The 18,296-nt window shown below is 33.2% G+C and carries 13 protein-coding genes, 2 tRNA genes and 1 pseudogene; 5 read left to right on the top strand and 11 right to left on the bottom strand.

Annotated features, from left to right (window positions below):
* Window positions 1-42: 42 nt before the first annotated feature.
* From AAEO58_RS08340 to proS, 6 genes are all read right to left on the bottom strand, one after another.
* Window positions 43-474 carry a hypothetical protein gene (locus tag AAEO58_RS08340; RefSeq protein ID WP_133609899.1) on the bottom strand — a complete coding sequence of 144 codons (432 nt, stop codon included), beginning with the start codon at window positions 472-474 and terminating at the stop codon, window positions 43-45.
* Between the two features lie 47 nt (window positions 475-521).
* The gene (gene typA / locus AAEO58_RS08335; RefSeq protein ID WP_133609897.1) at window positions 522-2,318 is read right to left on the bottom strand and encodes a translational GTPase TypA; all 1,797 of its coding nucleotides are present in this window, start codon (window positions 2,316-2,318) and stop codon (window positions 522-524) included.
* Between the two features lie 142 nt (window positions 2,319-2,460).
* A complete protein-coding gene (rpsT, locus tag AAEO58_RS08330; protein WP_073583040.1) occupies window positions 2,461-2,712 on the bottom strand; it encodes a 30S ribosomal protein S20 in 252 nt (83 codons plus the stop codon).
* A gap of 156 nt (window positions 2,713-2,868) precedes the next feature.
* Window positions 2,869-2,940 (bottom strand) — tRNA-Glu (locus tag AAEO58_RS08325).
* 32 nt (window positions 2,941-2,972) lie between these two features.
* Window positions 2,973-3,044: transfer RNA gene (locus AAEO58_RS08320), tRNA-Glu, on the bottom strand.
* A gap of 84 nt (window positions 3,045-3,128) precedes the next feature.
* Window positions 3,129-4,607, bottom strand: a complete 1,479-nt coding sequence (gene proS, locus AAEO58_RS08315) for a proline--tRNA ligase (RefSeq protein WP_341682999.1) — start codon at window positions 4,605-4,607, stop codon at window positions 3,129-3,131.
* Window positions 4,608-4,706: 99 nt separating this feature from the next.
* Between proS and AAEO58_RS08310 the strand changes: the two genes are divergently transcribed.
* From AAEO58_RS08310 to AAEO58_RS08290, 5 genes are all read left to right on the top strand, one after another.
* Window positions 4,707-5,717, top strand: a complete 1,011-nt coding sequence (locus tag AAEO58_RS08310; protein ID WP_341682998.1) for a hypothetical protein — start codon at window positions 4,707-4,709, stop codon at window positions 5,715-5,717.
* 18 nt (window positions 5,718-5,735) lie between these two features.
* The gene (locus AAEO58_RS08305; RefSeq protein ID WP_341682997.1) at window positions 5,736-7,211 is read left to right on the top strand and encodes an OmpP1/FadL family transporter; all 1,476 of its coding nucleotides are present in this window, start codon (window positions 5,736-5,738) and stop codon (window positions 7,209-7,211) included.
* 198 nt (window positions 7,212-7,409) lie between these two features.
* Window positions 7,410-8,714, top strand: coding sequence for a 30S ribosomal protein S12 methylthiotransferase RimO (rimO, locus tag AAEO58_RS08300; RefSeq protein WP_341682996.1), 1,305 nt, complete (start codon window positions 7,410-7,412; stop codon window positions 8,712-8,714).
* A gap of 3 nt (window positions 8,715-8,717) precedes the next feature.
* The gene (locus tag AAEO58_RS08295; protein ID WP_341682995.1) at window positions 8,718-9,092 is read left to right on the top strand and encodes a hypothetical protein; all 375 of its coding nucleotides are present in this window, start codon (window positions 8,718-8,720) and stop codon (window positions 9,090-9,092) included.
* Between the two features lie 80 nt (window positions 9,093-9,172).
* Window positions 9,173-9,409: an HP1242/YdcH family protein gene (locus tag AAEO58_RS08290; protein ID WP_341682994.1), complete on the top strand. Its 237-nt coding sequence runs from the start codon at window positions 9,173-9,175 to the stop codon at window positions 9,407-9,409.
* Between the two features lie 57 nt (window positions 9,410-9,466).
* Here AAEO58_RS08290 and AAEO58_RS08285 read toward each other — a convergent pair whose 3' ends face one another.
* From AAEO58_RS08285 to AAEO58_RS08265, 5 genes and pseudogenes are all read right to left on the bottom strand, one after another.
* Window positions 9,467-10,591 carry a LysM peptidoglycan-binding domain-containing protein gene (locus AAEO58_RS08285; protein ID WP_341682993.1) on the bottom strand — a complete coding sequence of 375 codons (1,125 nt, stop codon included), beginning with the start codon at window positions 10,589-10,591 and terminating at the stop codon, window positions 9,467-9,469.
* A 104-nt stretch (window positions 10,592-10,695) separates the two neighbouring features.
* Window positions 10,696-12,960, bottom strand: a complete 2,265-nt coding sequence (locus tag AAEO58_RS08280; RefSeq protein ID WP_341682992.1) for an aconitate hydratase — start codon at window positions 12,958-12,960, stop codon at window positions 10,696-10,698.
* 124 nt (window positions 12,961-13,084) lie between these two features.
* Complete coding sequence (locus AAEO58_RS08275; RefSeq protein WP_341683085.1) at window positions 13,085-15,856, bottom strand: bifunctional aconitate hydratase 2/2-methylisocitrate dehydratase; 2,772 nt, start codon at window positions 15,854-15,856, stop codon at window positions 13,085-13,087.
* A gap of 281 nt (window positions 15,857-16,137) precedes the next feature.
* A pseudogene (locus tag AAEO58_RS08270) lies at window positions 16,138-17,202 on the bottom strand (acyltransferase family protein).
* Window positions 17,203-17,285: 83 nt separating this feature from the next.
* Window positions 17,286-18,239, bottom strand: a complete 954-nt coding sequence (locus tag AAEO58_RS08265) for an AAA family ATPase (RefSeq protein ID WP_262318019.1) — start codon at window positions 18,237-18,239, stop codon at window positions 17,286-17,288.
* Window positions 18,240-18,296: the final 57 nt, after the last annotated feature.

The raw sequence follows: 18,296 nt of genomic DNA, 5'->3' as shown, positions 1-18,296 counted from the left end.
GCCGCTAATTAAATTAGCGGCTTTTTTTTATACTTATTTAAATTAGAATCTCCAGTCAAATTCATCTTTATCACTAAAAACGGCACCGACTTCAATTTTTACAATTTCGTTATAATCAACATGAATAAATAACCAATTTTCTTCGTTAAAGTAACTCATCATACCTTCTACTGTATCGGTTTCAAATGATTTTACTTTGTTCTTCTCTAAAACAGGAAAAACATCGCTCCAATTCTTTCCGATTAAAGTCGTATTGAATAACTTCACTATTGGATTAGATGTCGTCATATACCCTAATCTAAATGCTTCTTCTTTGTAAAAAATCAAACGAAGTTTTCTGGCGTTATACATAAAAACAACGTTTTCTTCTTCGTCTTTATATTGTGTATCAGGTTTACCCAAAATTTTAGTAACATCTTGCTCTTTCATTCCGAAAAGCAAATTGTCAATTCCGTATTTCAATTTAATTTCCATTCTTGTTTATGCTAAAAAATCCCGATTTTCATCGGGATTCATATTAATTATACTTTAAAACGTTTTCTGTCGTTTTCTGTTAAATAAATTTTTCTTAAACGAATAGATTTTGGAGTAACCTCAACATATTCATCTTTTTGAATGTATTCTAACGCTTCTTCTAATGAGAAAATAATCGGTGGAATAATTCTTGCTTTTTCATCATTTCCAGATGAACGTACGTTTGACTGTTTTTTAGCCTTAGTTACGTTGATACACATATCATCACCACGAGAGTTTTCACCAATTACCTGACCTTCATAAATCTCAGCATTTGGTTCCACGAAGAATTTACCACGGTCTTGTAATTTATCGATAGAATAAGGAATTGCTTTTCCGTTTTCCATAGAAATTAACGAACCATTGTTACGCCCTGGAATTGCTCCTTTGAAAGGTTCGTATCCAATGTATCGGTGCGACATAATTGCTTCACCTGCAGTAGCTGTTAATAATTGATTTCTTAAACCAATGATTCCACGAGATGGAATATTAAATTTAATAATCATACGATCACCTTTAGCTTCCATTGATAACATTTCTCCTTTACGGATAGTTACGAATTCAACTGCTCTACCTGAAAGGTTTTCTGGTAAATCAATTGTTAATTCTTCAATTGGCTCACATTTTTGACCATCAATTTCTTTAATGATTACTTGTGGTTGACCAATTTGTAATTCATATCCTTCTCTTCTCATCGTTTCAATAAGAACCGATAAGTGAAGAACTCCACGACCAAAAACCATGAATTTATCAGCAGAATCGGTTTCACCTAACTTCATAGCTAAGTTTTTCTCTAATTCTTTAGTTAGACGATCTCTAATATGACGCGATGTTACAAATTTACCTTCTTTACCAAAGAAAGGAGAATCGTTAATTGTAAACAACATACTCATTGTAGGCTCATCAATTGCAATAGTTTGTAACGCTTCTGGATTTTCAAAATCAGCGATAGTATCACCAATTTCAAATCCTTCAATTCCGATAATTGCACAAATATCTCCAGCAACTACTTCGTCTACTTTTTTACGTCCAAGACCTTCAAAAGTATGTAATTCTTTAATTCTTGATTTGATTACTTTACCATCTCTTTTTACTAAAGATATTGGCATTCCTTCTTTTAAAACTCCTCTTTCTAAACGACCAATCGCAATACGACCAGTGAATGAAGAGAAATCTAAAGAGGTAATTAACATTTGAGGAGTTCCTTCAGATACTTTAGGAGCTGGAACGTGTTCCAAAACCATATCTAATAAAGGCTCGATGTTTTCTGTTTGATTTCTAAAATCATCAGACATCCAGTTATTTTTAGCCGAACCATAAACTGTTGGGAAATCTAACTGAGCTTCAGTAGCACCTAATTCAAACATTAAGTCGAAAACTTTTTCATGAACTTCTTCTGGAGTACAGTTTTCTTTATCTACTTTATTAATAACCACGCATGGTTTTAATCCTAAATCAATTGCTTTTTGCAATACGAAACGCGTTTGAGGCATTGGTCCTTCAAATGCATCTACTAAAAGACAAACACCATCAGCCATATTAAGTACACGCTCAACTTCACCACCAAAATCGGCGTGACCAGGAGTATCGATAATGTTGATTTTTGTTCCTTTATAAGTTACAGAAACGTTTTTAGAAGTAATAGTAATACCTCTTTCACGCTCTAAATCATTATTATCTAGGATTAAGTCTCCCGTGTTTTCGTTTTCACGAAACAATTGACAGTGGTACATAATTTTATCAACCAAAGTAGTTTTACCGTGGTCAACGTGTGCAATAATTGCGATGTTTCTAATAGAAGTCATTTATTTTATTTTTGAAAGTGCAAAGGTAATCTTTATTTTTGTAAAAACACTATAGTAATCAACACTTTAGTTGAAAATAATAATTGCTTAACATAAAAAAAGCCCTCATAATGAGAGCTTTAGTATTATTTGTAACAGTAGACTATAAAGAAGCTACATGTTTAGTTAACTTAGATTTTAAGTTAGATGCTTTATTATCATGAATGATATTTTTCTTAGCTAATTTATCAATCATAGAAATTACAGTTGATAATTTTGCAGAAGCTTCAGCTTTATCAGTAGCTAAACGAATAGCTTTGATTGCATTACGAGTAGTTTTGTGTTGGTATCTGTTCAACACTCTTTTTTTCTCGTTACTTCTAATTCTTTTTAAAGCAGATTTATGATTTGCCATTTTGTTCTTTTTTTAATTGTAATAATTGTTATAAACTACTAGTTAAAAAAGAAAAACCTCCCACATTCGCATAGGCGAACACTTTGGTTTTAACTAATAAAATAATAACCGAGACACCAATTATTATTTTATAAAACTTATTTACAACTAATTCTGTAGCCCGTAGGGGAATCGAACCCCTCTTACCAGGATGAAAACCTGGCGTCCTAACCGATAGACGAACGGGCCATTAACCTATTCTTTTGTAACCTCAATACTTGTAGCCCGTAGGGGAATCGAACCCCTCTTACCAGGATGAAAACCTGGCGTCCTAACCGATAGACGAACGGGCCATTACATTAATTTTGTAATGCGAGTGCAAAAATACAACTAATTTTGATTTCTGCAAGACCTTGTATAAAAATTTTTATTTTTTTTTAGTATGCCTTAGCAAAAAGAACTCTTCCTTTGGACGGAGCGCCAGTAAACATACAGCTTCCCGCTTCTTCTACTCTATCTAAAGCGATACATCGAATAGTGGCTTTTGTAAGTTCTTTTATCTTTTCTTCTGTTTCAGCTGTGCCATCCCAATGTGCAGCTAAAAAGCCTCCTTTAGTTTCTAACAGCTCTTTAAATTCTTCGAAAGAATTCACTTCTGTTATATGAGTATCCCTGTATTCCAATGCTTTAGCAAACATATCATTTTGAATAGTTTCTAATAAATTTTGAATATACGACGCTACTCCTTCTTTAGAAACCACTTCTTTTGATAAATTATCTCTTCGAGCAATTTCGTAAGTTCCGTTTTCTAAATCGTTTGGTCCAAGGGCAATTCGTACCGGAACACCTTTTAATTCCCATTCTGCAAATTTGAATCCTGGTTTTTGAGTATCTCTATTATCATACTTAACTGAAATGCCTAATTTTCGAAGTTCAGCAGTTAAAACATTTACTTGCTCTGAAATCGCATCAAACTGCTCATCTGTCTTATAAATAGGAACAATAACTACTTGAATTGGAGCTAAATTCGGAGGTAGAACCAAACCTTTATCATCTGAATGCGTCATTACCAATGCTCCCATTAAACGCGTTGAAACTCCCCAAGAAGTTCCCCAAACGTGTTCTTGCTTTCCTTCTTTGTTAGCAAATTTTACATCAAAAGCTTTGGCAAAATTTTGACCTAAAAAGTGCGAAGTTCCCGCTTGCAAAGCTTTTCCATCTTGCATTAACGCTTCAATACAATAGGTTTCATCTGCTCCAGCAAAACGTTCGGTTTCTGTTTTCAGCCCTTTAATTACTGGAATTGCCATGAAATTTTGAGCAAAATCAGCATATACATGCATCATTTTTTCTGATTCTTCAATCGCCTCCTGACGAGTGGCGTGAGCGGTATGACCTTCTTGCCATAAAAATTCAGCAGTACGTAAAAACAAACGCGTTCTCATTTCCCAACGCACCACATTAGCCCATTGGTTAATAAGTAAAGGTAAATCTCTATACGATTGTACCCAACCTTTATATGTTGACCAAATAATTGCCTCACTCGTAGGACGAACAATCAATTCTTCTTCCAACTTAGCGTTTGGATCCACCATTAATTTTCCTGGTCTTTCCTCATCATTTTTCAAACGATAATGTGTCACAATAGCACATTCCTTAGCAAAGCCTTCCGCATTTTTTTCTTCTGCTTCAAACATACTCTTTGGCACAAACAAGGGGAAATAAGCATTACTATGTCCAGTTTCTTTAAACATTCTGTCTAATTCTGCTTGCATTTTTTCCCAAATTGCATAGCCATATGGTTTGATTACCATACATCCTCTTACTCCAGAATTCTCTGCTAAATCTGCCTTTACGACTAGTTCGTTATACCATTTGGAATAATCTTCTGCTCTTGTTGTTAAGTTCTTGCTCATTATATATATTTTGGCACAAAAATTGTTTGTATAAATTTTAACTAATTTGTTCGGCAAAAATAGTTAAATTTGAGGTGTCCAACAATAAAAAAAAGAGCTATGAAAACTTTTTACCCAATTAATTCGAAAAATATTGCATTTTCCTTAATGGGATTACTAGCAATATTAACTACTTCATGTGGTTCCTATCAAAACTCATCTTATTACGATAACGATGGAGTTTACGGTTCTGAAAGACCTACTAATCAGACAGAAAACAAATATTCTGAACAAAATTTAGAAAAATCAAATGAATATGCTCAACAATTTAGAGCTATGCAGGAAGATTATTCTTATTTTACTGATGTTGACAATTATAATTCTCAAGAAAAAGACACTGTTGTAACCGTTTACAGAAACGAATCAAACAACAATTACGCTGGATGGGGAAATAACTCATCTGACATAACCATCAATTATTATGATAACGGCTGGGGCTGGAACAACTGGCACTCTCCTTATTGGGGATATTCTAACATTGGCTGGGGAGCTGGCTGGGGTTGGAATTCTTGGTATGGAGCAAACTGGGGCTGGGGTTGGAACTCTTGGTACGGTCCAGGTTGGGGTTGGGGATGGAATAACTGGCATGGAAATAATTGGGGATGGAACGGATATTACGGAAACAACTGGGGATGGAATGGCTACTATGGAAGAGACGTAGTATATAATGGTGGAAGAAGAGGCGGAAGCAACTATTACAATCCTAATGGAGGCAGAAATGGTAGATATTCTGACGGTAGAACCTCAACAACTCGTCCTAACTTTAACGGCACTAGAAATAATCCTAGAACACAAAATAACGGAACAAGACCTTCAGTTAACCCTAGAAACACACCAAGAGAAAACTCATCTGGAACACCAAGAAATAATAATTATTCTACACCAAGAAATAATAGTTCTACACCAAGAACCAATAACTATTCAACCCCAAGAACCAATAACTATTCAACCCCAAGAAGCAATAATAACTATTCAACTCCAAGAAGTTCTTCAGGAGGTAGTTTTGGAGGCAGCTCATCAGGAGGTGGAGGTCGTTCTGGAGGTGGAGGATCTAGAGGTGGTAGAGGTTAATTAAAATTGAATTTACATATGAAAAAGATATTTTTAGTAATAGCACTTAACTTGTCATTCTTTTCAATTGCTCAAGAAATGACTACAAATGATGCACTTAGATATGCTGTTGAAAACATGAATGGAACCGCTCGTTTTAGAGGAATGAGTGGTGCTTTTGGAGCAGTTGGTGGCGATTTATCAGCTATTAACATTAATCCTGCAGGTTCCTTATTTTTCAACAATAATTTTGCTAGTGCTTCTGTTTCAAGTTTTAACAGTAGTAATAATGCTAATTATTTTGGAACCAAAAACAAAGAAAATTTTAGCACATTAGATCTTAACCAAATTGGTGCTGTATTAGTTTTTAATGACACTTCTGGAAAATCTGAATGGAATAAAATTTCAGTTGCATTAAATTATGACAACACGAATAATTTTGACAACCGTTTATTTACTTCGGGAATAAACCCATTTAATTCTATTTCGAACTATTTTGTTGACCAAGCTAACTTTTTTGCTGATACACCATTTAATGATTATCAGTTTGATATGGCTTTCGAAACATATATTATAGATCCTCATCCAACAACACCAAATCAGTATGTTTCGAATGTATCGCCTGGTGGTAATTATTATCATGACTATTTTGCCACTTCAAATGGATACAACGGAAAACTAACTGCGAATGTAGCTACAAGTTACAAAGACAAATTGTTTTTAGGAATAAATCTTAACGCTCATTTTACAGATTATGTATTAACTTCGAGCTTATATGAAAATAATGATAATCCAGAAAACCCAAGCACACAACCTACTGTAAGAAATATAGTTTTTGATAATCAGTTAAGCACTTATGGTTCTGGATTCTCGTTTAATTTAGGTGCTATATATAAAGTAAATGAATCGCTAAGATTAGGAGCTTCTTATGAATCGCCAACATGGTACAATTTAAACGACGAATTAATTCAAGACTTATATACATTTGGAAATGTTAATGTACCAGTAGAAGATACAAATCGTACTTACTATGGCCCAGAATTTGTTTTCCCAACATACCGTTTAAGAACCCCAAGCAAAATCACAGGTAGTGCTGCTTATATAATTAATAAAAAAGGACTTATTAGTATTGATGTGGCAACCAAAGATTATAGCAATATTGAATACAAAAACACCAATCAAAACAACTTTAGAGATTTAAACTCTCAAATGAGCACCGAACTAAAAAATGCTTACGAAATAAGAATTGGTGGTGAATATAAAATCAAACAATGGAGCTTAAGAGGTGGTTATCGTTTTGAAGAAAGTCCATATGAAACAGGAGATATTATTGGAGATTTAACTGGTTATTCTGGTGGTGTGGGTTATAATTTTGGTGAAAGTAAGTTAGATTTATCTTATGCTAATTCACATAGAAATTACAATCAAAATCTAATTTCTTCTGGAATGACAGATACTGCAAGAATTAAAAATGTTCAAAATAATGTAACATTAACTTATTCTATAAACTTTTAGAAAAGAAAAACAATATATTAAACCACTTCTTCAACTGAAGTGGTTTTTTATACCAAAAAATCAGCCACTAGCCCTAATTGGAGCGAAATACATCCATTTCGGATATAGCGGACGACGTTACCAAAACATTAAAAAAATCTCAAACGCTGGTGCTTCTACTGATTATTTTATGTAATTTTGCACCTCAAATTTAAAAGCATGAGAACCAAATCGTTAAAGAAAAATAAAATCAATGTAATTACACTTGGATGTTCTAAAAACACTTACGATAGTGAGGTTTTGATGGGACAACTAAAAGCCAATGGAAAAGATGTAGCACATGAACAAGAGGGCAACATCGTAGTAATTAACACATGCGGTTTTATTGATAATGCAAAGGAAGAATCGGTAAATACGATTTTGGAATATGTTGATAAAAAAGAACAAGGTTTAGTAGATAAAGTATTCGTTACCGGATGTTTATCTGAAAGATACAGACCTGATTTAGAGAAAGAAATTCCTGATGTTGACCAATATTTTGGCACTACAGAATTACCTCTTTTATTAAAAGCTTTAGGAGCTGATTACAAACACGAATTATTAGGAGAACGTTTAACAACGACTCCAAAAAATTACGCCTATTTAAAAATTGCAGAAGGTTGCGATAGACCTTGTAGTTTTTGTGCGATTCCTTTAATGAGAGGAAAACACGTTTCGCAACCTATTGAAAAATTGGTAAAAGAAGCTGAAGGTTTAGCCAAAAACGGTGTAAAAGAATTAATCTTAATTGCTCAAGATTTAACTTATTACGGATTAGATTTATACAAAAAACGTAATCTTGCCGAATTACTAGAAAACTTAGCTAAAGTGGAAGGTATAGAATGGATTCGTTTACATTATGCTTTCCCTAGTGGTTTCCCGATGGACGTTTTAGATTTGATGAAGCGCGAACCAAAAATTTGTAATTATATTGATATTCCTTTGCAACACATTTCAGATGACATTTTAAAATCTATGAAACGTGGAACAACAAAAGAAAAAACAACAAAATTATTACAAGAATTTAGAGAACGCGTCCCAGGAATGACAATTAGAACGACTTTAATTGTGGGTTATCCGGGAGAGACTCAAAAAGATTTTGAAATCCTACGTGATTGGGTTCAAGAAATGAAGTTTGAAAGATTAGGTTGTTTTACCTATTCACATGAAGAAAACACAGGAGCTTTTGCTTTAGTTGACGATGTTCCTCAAGAAGTAAAACAAGCACGTGCCGCTGAAATTATGGACTTACAATCGCAAATTTCATGGGATTTGAATCAGGAAAAAATTGGACAAACCTTTAAATGTGTAATTGATAGAAAAGAAGGACAATATTTCATTGGAAGAACCGAATTTGATAGTCCGGATGTAGATAATGAAGTGTTAGTAGATGCTTCTAAATTCTACTTAAAAACGGGTGATTTTGTGAATTTAAAAATAACAGACGCTACCGAATTTGATTTATACGCAGAACCAATATCATAAACTATGAAAAAAATATTTTTTTTATTCTTTTTTACTTTTTCTTTATCAAATGCATCTGCGCAAGTTGACAGACGAATAGGAACAGGACAATATGGTAACGGTAGTCAAACTAAAAAAGTTGACCTTGTGGAAACTTCAGTTGAAAACTTAAAAGAGAAACTTAATTTAGATGGTTTTCAAGAAGCAATTGTTAGAAACTTAATAAAAGACAATCAGGCAAAATCTAAAGAAATTATAGAAGCAGTCGGCTATAGTGACATTGAAAAGAGAAATCTACTAACAGAAATTGGAGAAAAATTCAACTTAGAATTAAAAAAAATTCTGACTCCTGAACAAATTGAAAAATACGAAAAACTCATTTCAAAAAAGAAAAAATAAATTATCAAAAATGATAATTATCATATGCCTTTTTAGAATTGATTACTAACTTTGAGTATAGAAATTTAAAAACCAGCAGTATGATAACTAAACATCCTATTTACCAAGATTTTCCTGAATACGCAGACAAGATTAAAAACTTGTATCATAACAATGATGAGTTTCAAGTTTTGTTACATTCGTACACTGAATTAGATGAAAAGATTTACAAAATAGAAAAAGACGAGGAACTTGCTATGGATGACGAATTAAGTCATTTGAGAAAAGATAGAGTTTTTTTAAAAGATGAAATTTATACTTTTTTAAAAAATAGTTAGGAAATATTTTACAAAAAAACCGCTTTTAAAAGCGGTTTTTTTTGTTATCATTAACATCTAATTTTCTAAAACCCTATTAATTTGAACAAAACGTCTTTTATAATAAGGCTCTTCGGTAGAAGAAATAATTACGCCGGCTTGAACAGAAGAATGAATAAATTTGATTTCATCACCATTTATTTCGGTAATCATTCCTACATGATTTATACTTCCTCTTCCATTTGTTGTAAAGAAAATTAAATCCCCTTTTTGCGCTTGACTTCTTTCTATTCTATAACCTGCTCCTGCCGCCATTGAACTTGATGAACGAGGTAAAGTCATATCAATGTTTTTAAAAGTTGAAAACATTAATCCTGAACAATCAAAGCCAGCACTTGTAGTCCCTCCTCCTCTGTAACGAGTTCCAATATGTTGGGATGCCTTAGCAATTAAGAATTCAGCCTTAGACATATTTTCTGGAGAAATCTCTTCAATTTCTTTTGAAACTTCAACAACTACATTTTTATTTTTTTCTAATTCAACATTTCCTTTCTTAACAATAACTTCATAACCAATAGGCAAGTTCGTTACTATTTCAGGATTCATTTCTTCCAAATCTCTAACACTTACTTTGTACTTTTTAGAAAGTTTGTATAAAGTTTCTCCTTTACTTACCGTGTGAACTTGATTTCCTAATTCATCTATACACAAATTAGCATCTTTATTCACAGGAGTTATATCTATTTTTACTTCTTCAACAGGTTGCTGTTTTTTAGGTTTTATCGTTTCTTTTTTTGCAACAATTACGATTTTATCTCCTATTTGAATAGTTTCTGGTTTGATATCTGGGTTTAATTCCTTTAACTTTTCTAAACTAATATCGTATTTTTTTGCAATTTTATAAAGTGATTCTCCTGATTCCACGATATGAGTTTCGGAACTTAAATTCTTAGATGAATTAACTTCTTTCTTATCTTTTGATTTTGAATTTTTATTCGGAATTAACAAAACTGTCTTTAATTGTAATAAAGCTCCTTTTGATTTTGGATTTAATTCATAAATATCCGATTCGCTTACTTTATACTTTTTAGCAATGGAATAAATAGATTCTCCTTCTACAACAGTATGTTTGATAGTCTTTTGTGAAAAAACCATACTACTAAAGAAGAAAAGAAAAAAAGTTAAAATTTGAATTGATTTCATTAAGAATTAATTTAGATGGATTATAGCTATTTTAGGGTATGCAAGATAAAAAAAACTCCCTTTAATAAGGGAGTTTTAACATTAATTTAAATTCAAAAATTAGATTACGCCTTGCCAGCTGCAATCAAGTTTAAAGCAGAACCAGCCACAAACCAACCAATTTGACTATCGTTGTAGGTATGATTTGCTAAAATTATATCTTTTGTTCCATCAGCGTGAACAAATTCCAATGTTAATGGTTTTCCTGGCGCAAATTCAGTTAAATCCAAGAAGTTAATCGTATCGTCTTCTTGAATTTTATCATAATCCGATTCGTTAGCAAAGGTTAAAGCTAACATTCCTTGTTTTTTCAAATTTGTTTCGTGGATACGAGCGAACGATTTTACTAAAACCGCTTTCACGCCTAAGAAACGAGGCTCCATGGCGGCATGCTCACGAGAAGAACCCTCTCCATAATTATGGTCGCCAACAACAATGGAAGGAACTCCAGCTGCTTTGTAAGCTCTTTGAACAGCCGGAACTGAATCATAAGCACCTGTTAATTGATTTTTAACAGAATTTGCTTTTCCGTTGAATGCATTTTCGGCTCCAATTAACATATTATTTGAAATATTATCTAAATGTCCACGGAAACGCAACCAAGGTCCAGCCATCGAAATATGGTCGGTAGTACATTTTCCAAAAGCTTTAATTAGCAATTTAGCTCCCATATAATTTTTTCCATCCCAAGCCTCAAATGGCGCTAATAACTGTAATCGGTCTGAAGTTGGAGAAACGGCAACTTGAACAGACGAACCGTCTTCAGCTGGTGCTTGAAAACCTGCATCTTCTACATCAAAACCTCTTTTTGGCAATTCATCACCAAATGGGGCAGTCAATTTAACTGCTTCCCCTTTATCATTCAACAAAGTATCTGTTAACGGATTAAAATCTAAACGACCTGAAATGGCTAAAGCAGCTACCATTTCTGGCGATGTTACGAAAGCGTGTGTATTTGGATTTCCATCGGCACGTTTAGAAAAGTTTCTGTTAAACGAGTGAACGATGGTATTTTTTTCTTGTTTGTCTGCTCCTTCTCTATCCCATTGTCCAATACATGGTCCGCAAGCATTGGTAAAGACTTTAGTTCCCATTTTTTCGAAATCAGCAATAATTCCATCTCTTTCAATAGTATAACGAATTTGCTCTGAACCTGGATTGATTCCGAATTCTGCTTTTGGAGTGATTCCGTGTTCTACCGCTTGTCTAACAATAGAGGCAGCACGCGCCATATCTTCGTAAGAAGAGTTGGTACAAGAACCTATTAATCCCCACTCTACTTTTAATGGCCAGCCGTTTTGAGCTGCTTCCTCTTTCATTTTAGAAACTGGCGTTCCTCTATCTGGTGTAAAAGGTCCGTTAATGTGTGGTTCTAATTCTGATAAATTGATTTCGATTAATTGATCGAAATAGTTTTCTGGATTGGCATAAACTTCGGCATCAGCTGTTAAGTAAGAAGCTACTTTATCGGCAGCATTTACCACATCTTGACGACCTGTTGCAGCTAAATATCTTCGCATGGAATCATCGTAACCAAAAGTTGAAGTTGTTGCTCCAATTTCGGCACCCATGTTACAAATAGTTCCTTTACCAGTACAAGACATAGCTTCTGCACCTTCACCAAAATATTCTACAATAGCTCCCGTTCCACCTTTTACAGTTAAGATATCAGCTACTTTTAAAATGACGTCTTTTGGAGCAGTCCATCCAGATAATTTACCTGTTAATTTTACTCCGATTAATTTTGGAAATTTTAATTCCCAAGACATGCCAGACATTACGTCTACCGCATCAGCACCACCAACACCGATGGCTAACATTCCTAAACCACCAGCATTTACGGTATGAGAATCCGTACCAATCATCAAGCCACCCGGAAAAGCGTAATTTTCTAAAACGATTTGGTGAATAATTCCCGAACCTGGTTTCCAAAAACCAATCCCATATTTATTGGAAACTGACGAAAGGAAATCGAAAACTTCTTTTGATTGTTTATTTGCTAATGCTAAATCCTCTTTAGCACCATTTTTTGCTAAAATTAAATGGTCGCAGTGAACCGTTGTGGGAACTGCAACTGTCTTTTTTCCAGCATGCATGAACTGCAATAAAGCCATTTGAGCGGTTGCATCTTGACATGCTACTCGATCTGGAGCGAAGTCAACATAATCTTTACCTCTTGTAAATGTCTGAGTTGGCATTCCTTCCCATAAATGCGAATACAAAATTTTCTCAGACAACGTTAATGGACGTCCAACTATGTCACGAGCTTTATCCACTCTAGCCGCCATGTTGGCGTACATTTTTTCAATCATTTCAATATCGAATGCCATAATAATTATTTTATTTAGTTATGTTATTTTCAACCTCCTAATTTACGAAAAAATGGACAGATAAAAAACAAAAAAAAGCCTAAGCAGAACTTAGACTTTTAATTGATTATTATAATTGATTATATTATCCTACCAACAATTTGTGAGATGGAGCAAACTTAGTTAAGTTAATTCCTTCTACCGCTAGTTTGTATTCTTCAATTGAAGGTGTTCTACCTAAAATTGTAGATAAAACTACAACTGGAGTTGATGATAATAAAGATTCTCCTTTTTTAGTTTCTGTATCTTCAACAACACGTCCTTGGAACAAACGAGTTGATGTTGCCATAACCGTATCTCCTTTAGACGCTTTTTCTTGGTTACCCATACAAAGGTTACAACCTGGACGCTCTAAATACAACATGTTTTCATATTCTGTACGAGCAGCGGCTTTTGGCGCATTATCATCAAATTCGAATCCTGAATATTTTTGTAATACTTCCCAATCACCTTCTGCTTTTAATTCGTCAACAATGTTGTACGTTGGAGGAGCAACTACTAAAGGCGCTTTGAATTCCACTTTACCTTGTTGTCTCTCGATATTTTTAAGCATTTGCGCTAAGATTTTCATATCGCCTTTGTGAACCATACAAGAACCAATGAATCCTAAATCTACTTTTTTATCACCTCCGTAGAAAGAAAGTGGACGGATTGTATCGTGAGTATAACGTTTAGAAACGTCTTTATTATTTACATCTGGGTCAGCAATCATTGGTTCGTTAATCACATCCAAATCTACTTCTACTTCAGCATAATATTTTGCATTAGCATCAGGACGTAAAGCTGGTTTTTCACCTGATTTGATTTCAGCAATACGTTTGTTTGCTTTGTCAATTAATCCTTGAAGTACACGGTTTTTGTTGTCCATGCCTTTATCAATCATGATTTGGATTCTTCCTTTTGCAATTTCTAATGATTCGATTAACGTTTCATCTTCTGAAATACAAATAGAAGCTTTTGCTTTCATTTCGGCAGTCCAATCTGTAAAGGTAAACGCTTGGTCAGCCGTTAATGTTCCTAAATGTACTTCAATAATTCTTCCTTGGAAAACGTTTTCACCACCAAATTTATGTAACATTTGCGCCTGAGTAGCATGAACCACATCACGGAAATCCATGTAACTTGCCATATTTCCTTTAAAAGTAACTTTTACTGATTCTGGAATTGGCATTGAAGCTTCACCAGTAGCAAGCGCCAAAGCAACCGTTCCTGAATCTGCACCAAAAGCCACACCTTTTGACATTCTTGTATGCGAATCTCCACCTATAATGATAGCCCATTCATCTACTGTAATATCATTTAATACTTTGTGAATTACGTCTGTCATCGCATGATAAACACCTTTTGGATCACGAGCTGTGATTAAACCGAAGTCGTTCATGAATTGCATTAATTTAGGAATATTAGCTTGTGCTTTTTTATCCCAAACCGAAGCTGTATGACAACCTGATTGATATGCTCCGTCAACAATTGGAGAAATAACAGTTGCTGCCATAGATTCTAATTCTTGAGCTGTCATTAAACCAGTAGTGTCTTGCGAACCTACGATATTTACTGTTACACGAACATCAGAACCCGCATGTAATGCTTCTTTGGAAATTGTTCCTACCGAATTTCTATTGAAAATTTTCTCAACAGCTGTTAAACCTTGTCCTTCAACTGAAACTTCTTTTGAAGGTGCATAAACTAATGGCGCTTCAATTCCTAGAGTTTTAGCAGCGAAAGTTTGAATTTTTTTACCGAAAACAATCGCATAAGAACCACCTGCTTTAATGAATTCCATTTTCTGAGGCGTGAATGCTTTAGAAATGTCGATCAATTCTTTATCTCCGTTGTATAATTTTTTTGTTTTTGTATTGATGGTAAGAACCGTTCCTGTTGCTACAGAATATACTTCTTCTAAAACTGGATCACCACTTTCATTACGAACTACTTCTCCATTAGCATCTGTCTTTTTTACCCAGTTTTTCAAATCTAAACCTATTCCTCCTGTAACGTCAACTGTAGTTAAGAAAATTGGAGAAATTCCGTTTGTTCCACCTACGATTGGAGCAAAATTTACGAATGGTACATAAGGACTCGCTTGTTTTCCTGTCCAAAGTGCTACGTTATTTACACCCGACATACGAGACGAACCTACACCCATTGTTCCTTTTTCAGCAATTAACATTACCGATTTATCTGGATGTTGCGCTTGTAACGCTTTAATTTCTTCTTGTGCTTGAGGCGTAATCATACATTTTCCGTGTAATTCACGGTCAGAACGCGAGTGCGCTTGATTTCCTGGAGACAATAAATCGGTAGAAATATCACCTTCACCAGCAATGAATGTTACAACTTTAATTTCTTCTGGAATTTCAGGAAGTTTAGTAAAGAATTCTGCTTTTGCATAGCTTTCTAAAATTTCTTTGGCAACAGCATTCCCTTTTTCAAAAGCCTCTTTAATACGAGCCATATCAGCATCGTAAAGATATACTTGAGTTTTTAAAACATCCGCTGCTTGCTTTGCAATGTTTGAATCATTTCCTAAAGCTAAATCCAATAGCACCTCAATTGATGGCCCACCTTTCATGTGCGATAATAATTCGAATGCAAAAGCAGGAGTAATTTCAGAAACAGTTTCTTGACCAAGAATAATTTCTTTTAAGAATTTTGCTTTCGCTCCAGCTGCAGGAGTTGTTCCTGGTAATGTGTTATAGATAAAGAACTTCAAACAATCTTCTCTGTTTGCGTTGTTTGTATCTTTAATTTGAGCAATGATTTCGTTTAACAAATCAGCTCTATCAATTGGTTTTGGGTGTAATCCTTGACCTTTTCTTTCTTCAATTTCTTTAATATACTCTTTATAAAGATTCATTTCAGTAGCTAATGCCATACTATAAATAAGTTAATTAGTGTTTGTTATATTTTTTTTGGTGGCACAAATTTAATAAATCTTAATCAGATTTAAAAATTTTTAATAAAAAGCCTAAATAGAAGAATTATTATTTATAAAGATTCTATTTTGATGCTAATTTTTCAATAAAAATGAGTAAAATGAAAATATATTGAATAATTCGTAATTTAAAATAAAAGTTTTATTAAATTATCAAAAAAGTTAGTTAAGTTTTAATAGAGTTACAATTTGAGAACTAAAACTTAATTTTTATCTCTTAAATCAGTTGTAGGTTTTTCATAGTATCGATATAAAATTGTAGAAAGAAAAAATGTTACTAATAAATAAATTATTATCAATAAAAAATTGCTTATTTCTAACTTGTACAATTCGATGAAATATTTAAAAAGCACCATAACAATACTGTAATGAAGAAGATACACACTATAAGAAACTTTACTCAAAAAAGTCACTAATGAAGAAATAGTTCGATTTGGTGAATGTAAGTGAATGAAAAAAGGCAATAAAGACGAACAAATTATAGAAATAATTGTAAAATAAAATACATTATAATAAACAGGTGAAGTTTCTAAGTAAAAATCAAAGCTTTGTAACACAAAAAACTGAAAAACGAAAAGCCCAATAGCAAAAGCAACTAAAATATATTTTAATTCATAAATTGTTTTTGAATAAAAATAGTAAATCCAAGCTATAATCATTCCGAATAAAACTGCGTCAATCCTATAAATAACAACGGATTTGATATTTATATTCCATTTATCTAAATTTGATAAATCAAGATTTGGGAAAGCAATAAATCTTAAAACATGAAAACCTACTATTGCCAGCAAGAGAAATAGTAAAAAAACGTATTTCTTTTTTTTAAATCGAAATTGATATACTAAAAATAATACTATTGGAGACAAAGTATATGTCCACTCTTCAATTGATAAACTCCACGATTCTCTATAAAAATCTATTTCGTAAGTAGTTAAGTTTTACAAAAAAAAGAAATATTTCCAGATATTTGGTATATTATACTGTAAAAAAACCATCAATGCTAAGTTTATAAACAAAACCAAATAATAACTTGGTAATGTTCTAAACCATCTCCTTTTTATAAAAACAATTACATCTTTTATTGAAAAATCATTTTTGTAAAATAATTTCAGTAGCATATTGCCAATTAAAAACCCACTTAATGCAAAAAATATTTCAACTCCTAAAAATCCAGCAAGGCCACTTAATGCAATTAACAAATCGTTTTTGCTATCTATTAGAAAGTAAATATGAGAAAAAACAACCAACACTAAAGCAATGGCTCTCATTAAATCTAAACCAAATATTCTATTTTGTGAATTTACTATCAAGAAGTCTATATTGATTTATAAAAGTAATAAAAAAAAGCTGTTTAAAACAGCTTTTTAATGATATCATCCTCAGAAATTCCTTCGGCATCGGCTTTGTAATTTTTTACGATTCTGTGACGAAGAATTCCGGTTGCAACCGCTTGAACATCTTCGATGTCTGGTGAAAACTTTCCATTAAAAGCGGCATTGGTTTTTGCTGCTAAAATTAAGTTTTGGGAAGCTCTTGGTCCTGCTCCCCAATCGATATAAGTTTTTACAAATTCATTAGACAATGGATTATCTGGACGGGTTTTACTTACTAAGGAAACCGCATATTCAATTACATTATCAGCCACAGGAATTTTTCGAATTACATTTTGAAAATCAATAATTTCCTGAGCCGTGAATAAAGGATTTACCACTGGTTTAAAATCGGATGTTGTTGCTTTCACGACATCAACTTCTTCTTGAAAACTTGGATAATCTAATTTTACGGCAAACATAAAACGGTCTAATTGCGCTTCTGGTAACGGATACGTTCCTTCCTGCTCAATTGGATTTTGAGTTGCTAATACGAAATATGGCAAATCTAATTTATAATGATGTCCAGCAACAGTAACAGCACGCTCTTGCATGGCTTCTAACAATGCGGCTTGCGTTTTTGGAGGTGTTCTGTTGATTTCGTCAGCCAAGATAATATTAGAGAAAATTGGTCCTTTAATAAACTTAAAATGACGATTTTCATCTAAAATTTCACTTCCTAAAATATCCGAAGGCATTAAATCGGGTGTGAATTGAATTCTTTTGAAATTCAATCCTAAAGCTTGAGAAATGGTATTTACCATTAAAGTTTTAGCTAATCCAGGAACACCAATAAGTAAAGCGTGACCTCCAGAAAAAATACTCATCACAATTTGATGTACTACTTCATCCTGACCTACAATTACTTTAGCAATTTCTTGTTTTAATGCTTTTTGTCTTTGAACTAATTCCTGAATGGCTGCTACGTCTGACATATTGAATTTAGAATTTAGAATTCGGAAAATTGAACTTAATTATTAAACCTCTAAAAT

The sequence above is a fragment of the Flavobacterium helocola genome (genome assembly GCF_038289885.1).
GTDB lineage: Bacteria > Bacteroidota > Bacteroidia > Flavobacteriales > Flavobacteriaceae > Flavobacterium > Flavobacterium cheniae.
Note: the sequence above shows the minus strand (reverse complement) of the source record. Positions and strands in the feature narration are given on the sequence as shown.

Coding starts and splice junctions, on each gene's coding strand:
- AAEO58_RS08305 (WP_341682997.1), top strand. CDS start 5,736: ATGAAAAAGATATTTTTAGTAATAGCACTTAACTTGTCATTCTTTTCA.
- rpsT (WP_073583040.1), bottom strand. CDS start 2,712: ATGGCAAATCATAAATCTGCTTTAAAAAGAATTAGAAGTAACGAGAAA.
- typA (WP_133609897.1), bottom strand. CDS start 2,318: ATGACTTCTATTAGAAACATCGCAATTATTGCACACGTTGACCACGGT.
- AAEO58_RS08295 (WP_341682995.1), top strand. CDS start 8,718: ATGAAAAAAATATTTTTTTTATTCTTTTTTACTTTTTCTTTATCAAAT.
- AAEO58_RS08340 (WP_133609899.1), bottom strand. CDS start 474: ATGGAAATTAAATTGAAATACGGAATTGACAATTTGCTTTTCGGAATG.
- AAEO58_RS08285 (WP_341682993.1), bottom strand. CDS start 10,591: ATGAAATCAATTCAAATTTTAACTTTTTTTCTTTTCTTCTTTAGTAGT.
- AAEO58_RS08280 (WP_341682992.1), bottom strand. CDS start 12,960: ATGGCATTCGATATTGAAATGATTGAAAAAATGTACGCCAACATGGCG.
- proS (WP_341682999.1), bottom strand. CDS start 4,607: ATGAGCAAGAACTTAACAACAAGAGCAGAAGATTATTCCAAATGGTAT.
- AAEO58_RS08265 (WP_262318019.1), bottom strand. CDS start 18,239: ATGTCAGACGTAGCAGCCATTCAGGAATTAGTTCAAAGACAAAAAGCA.
- AAEO58_RS08310 (WP_341682998.1), top strand. CDS start 4,707: ATGAAAACTTTTTACCCAATTAATTCGAAAAATATTGCATTTTCCTTA.
- AAEO58_RS08290 (WP_341682994.1), top strand. CDS start 9,173: ATGATAACTAAACATCCTATTTACCAAGATTTTCCTGAATACGCAGAC.
- AAEO58_RS08275 (WP_341683085.1), bottom strand. CDS start 15,856: ATGAATCTTTATAAAGAGTATATTAAAGAAATTGAAGAAAGAAAAGGT.
- rimO (WP_341682996.1), top strand. CDS start 7,410: ATGAGAACCAAATCGTTAAAGAAAAATAAAATCAATGTAATTACACTT.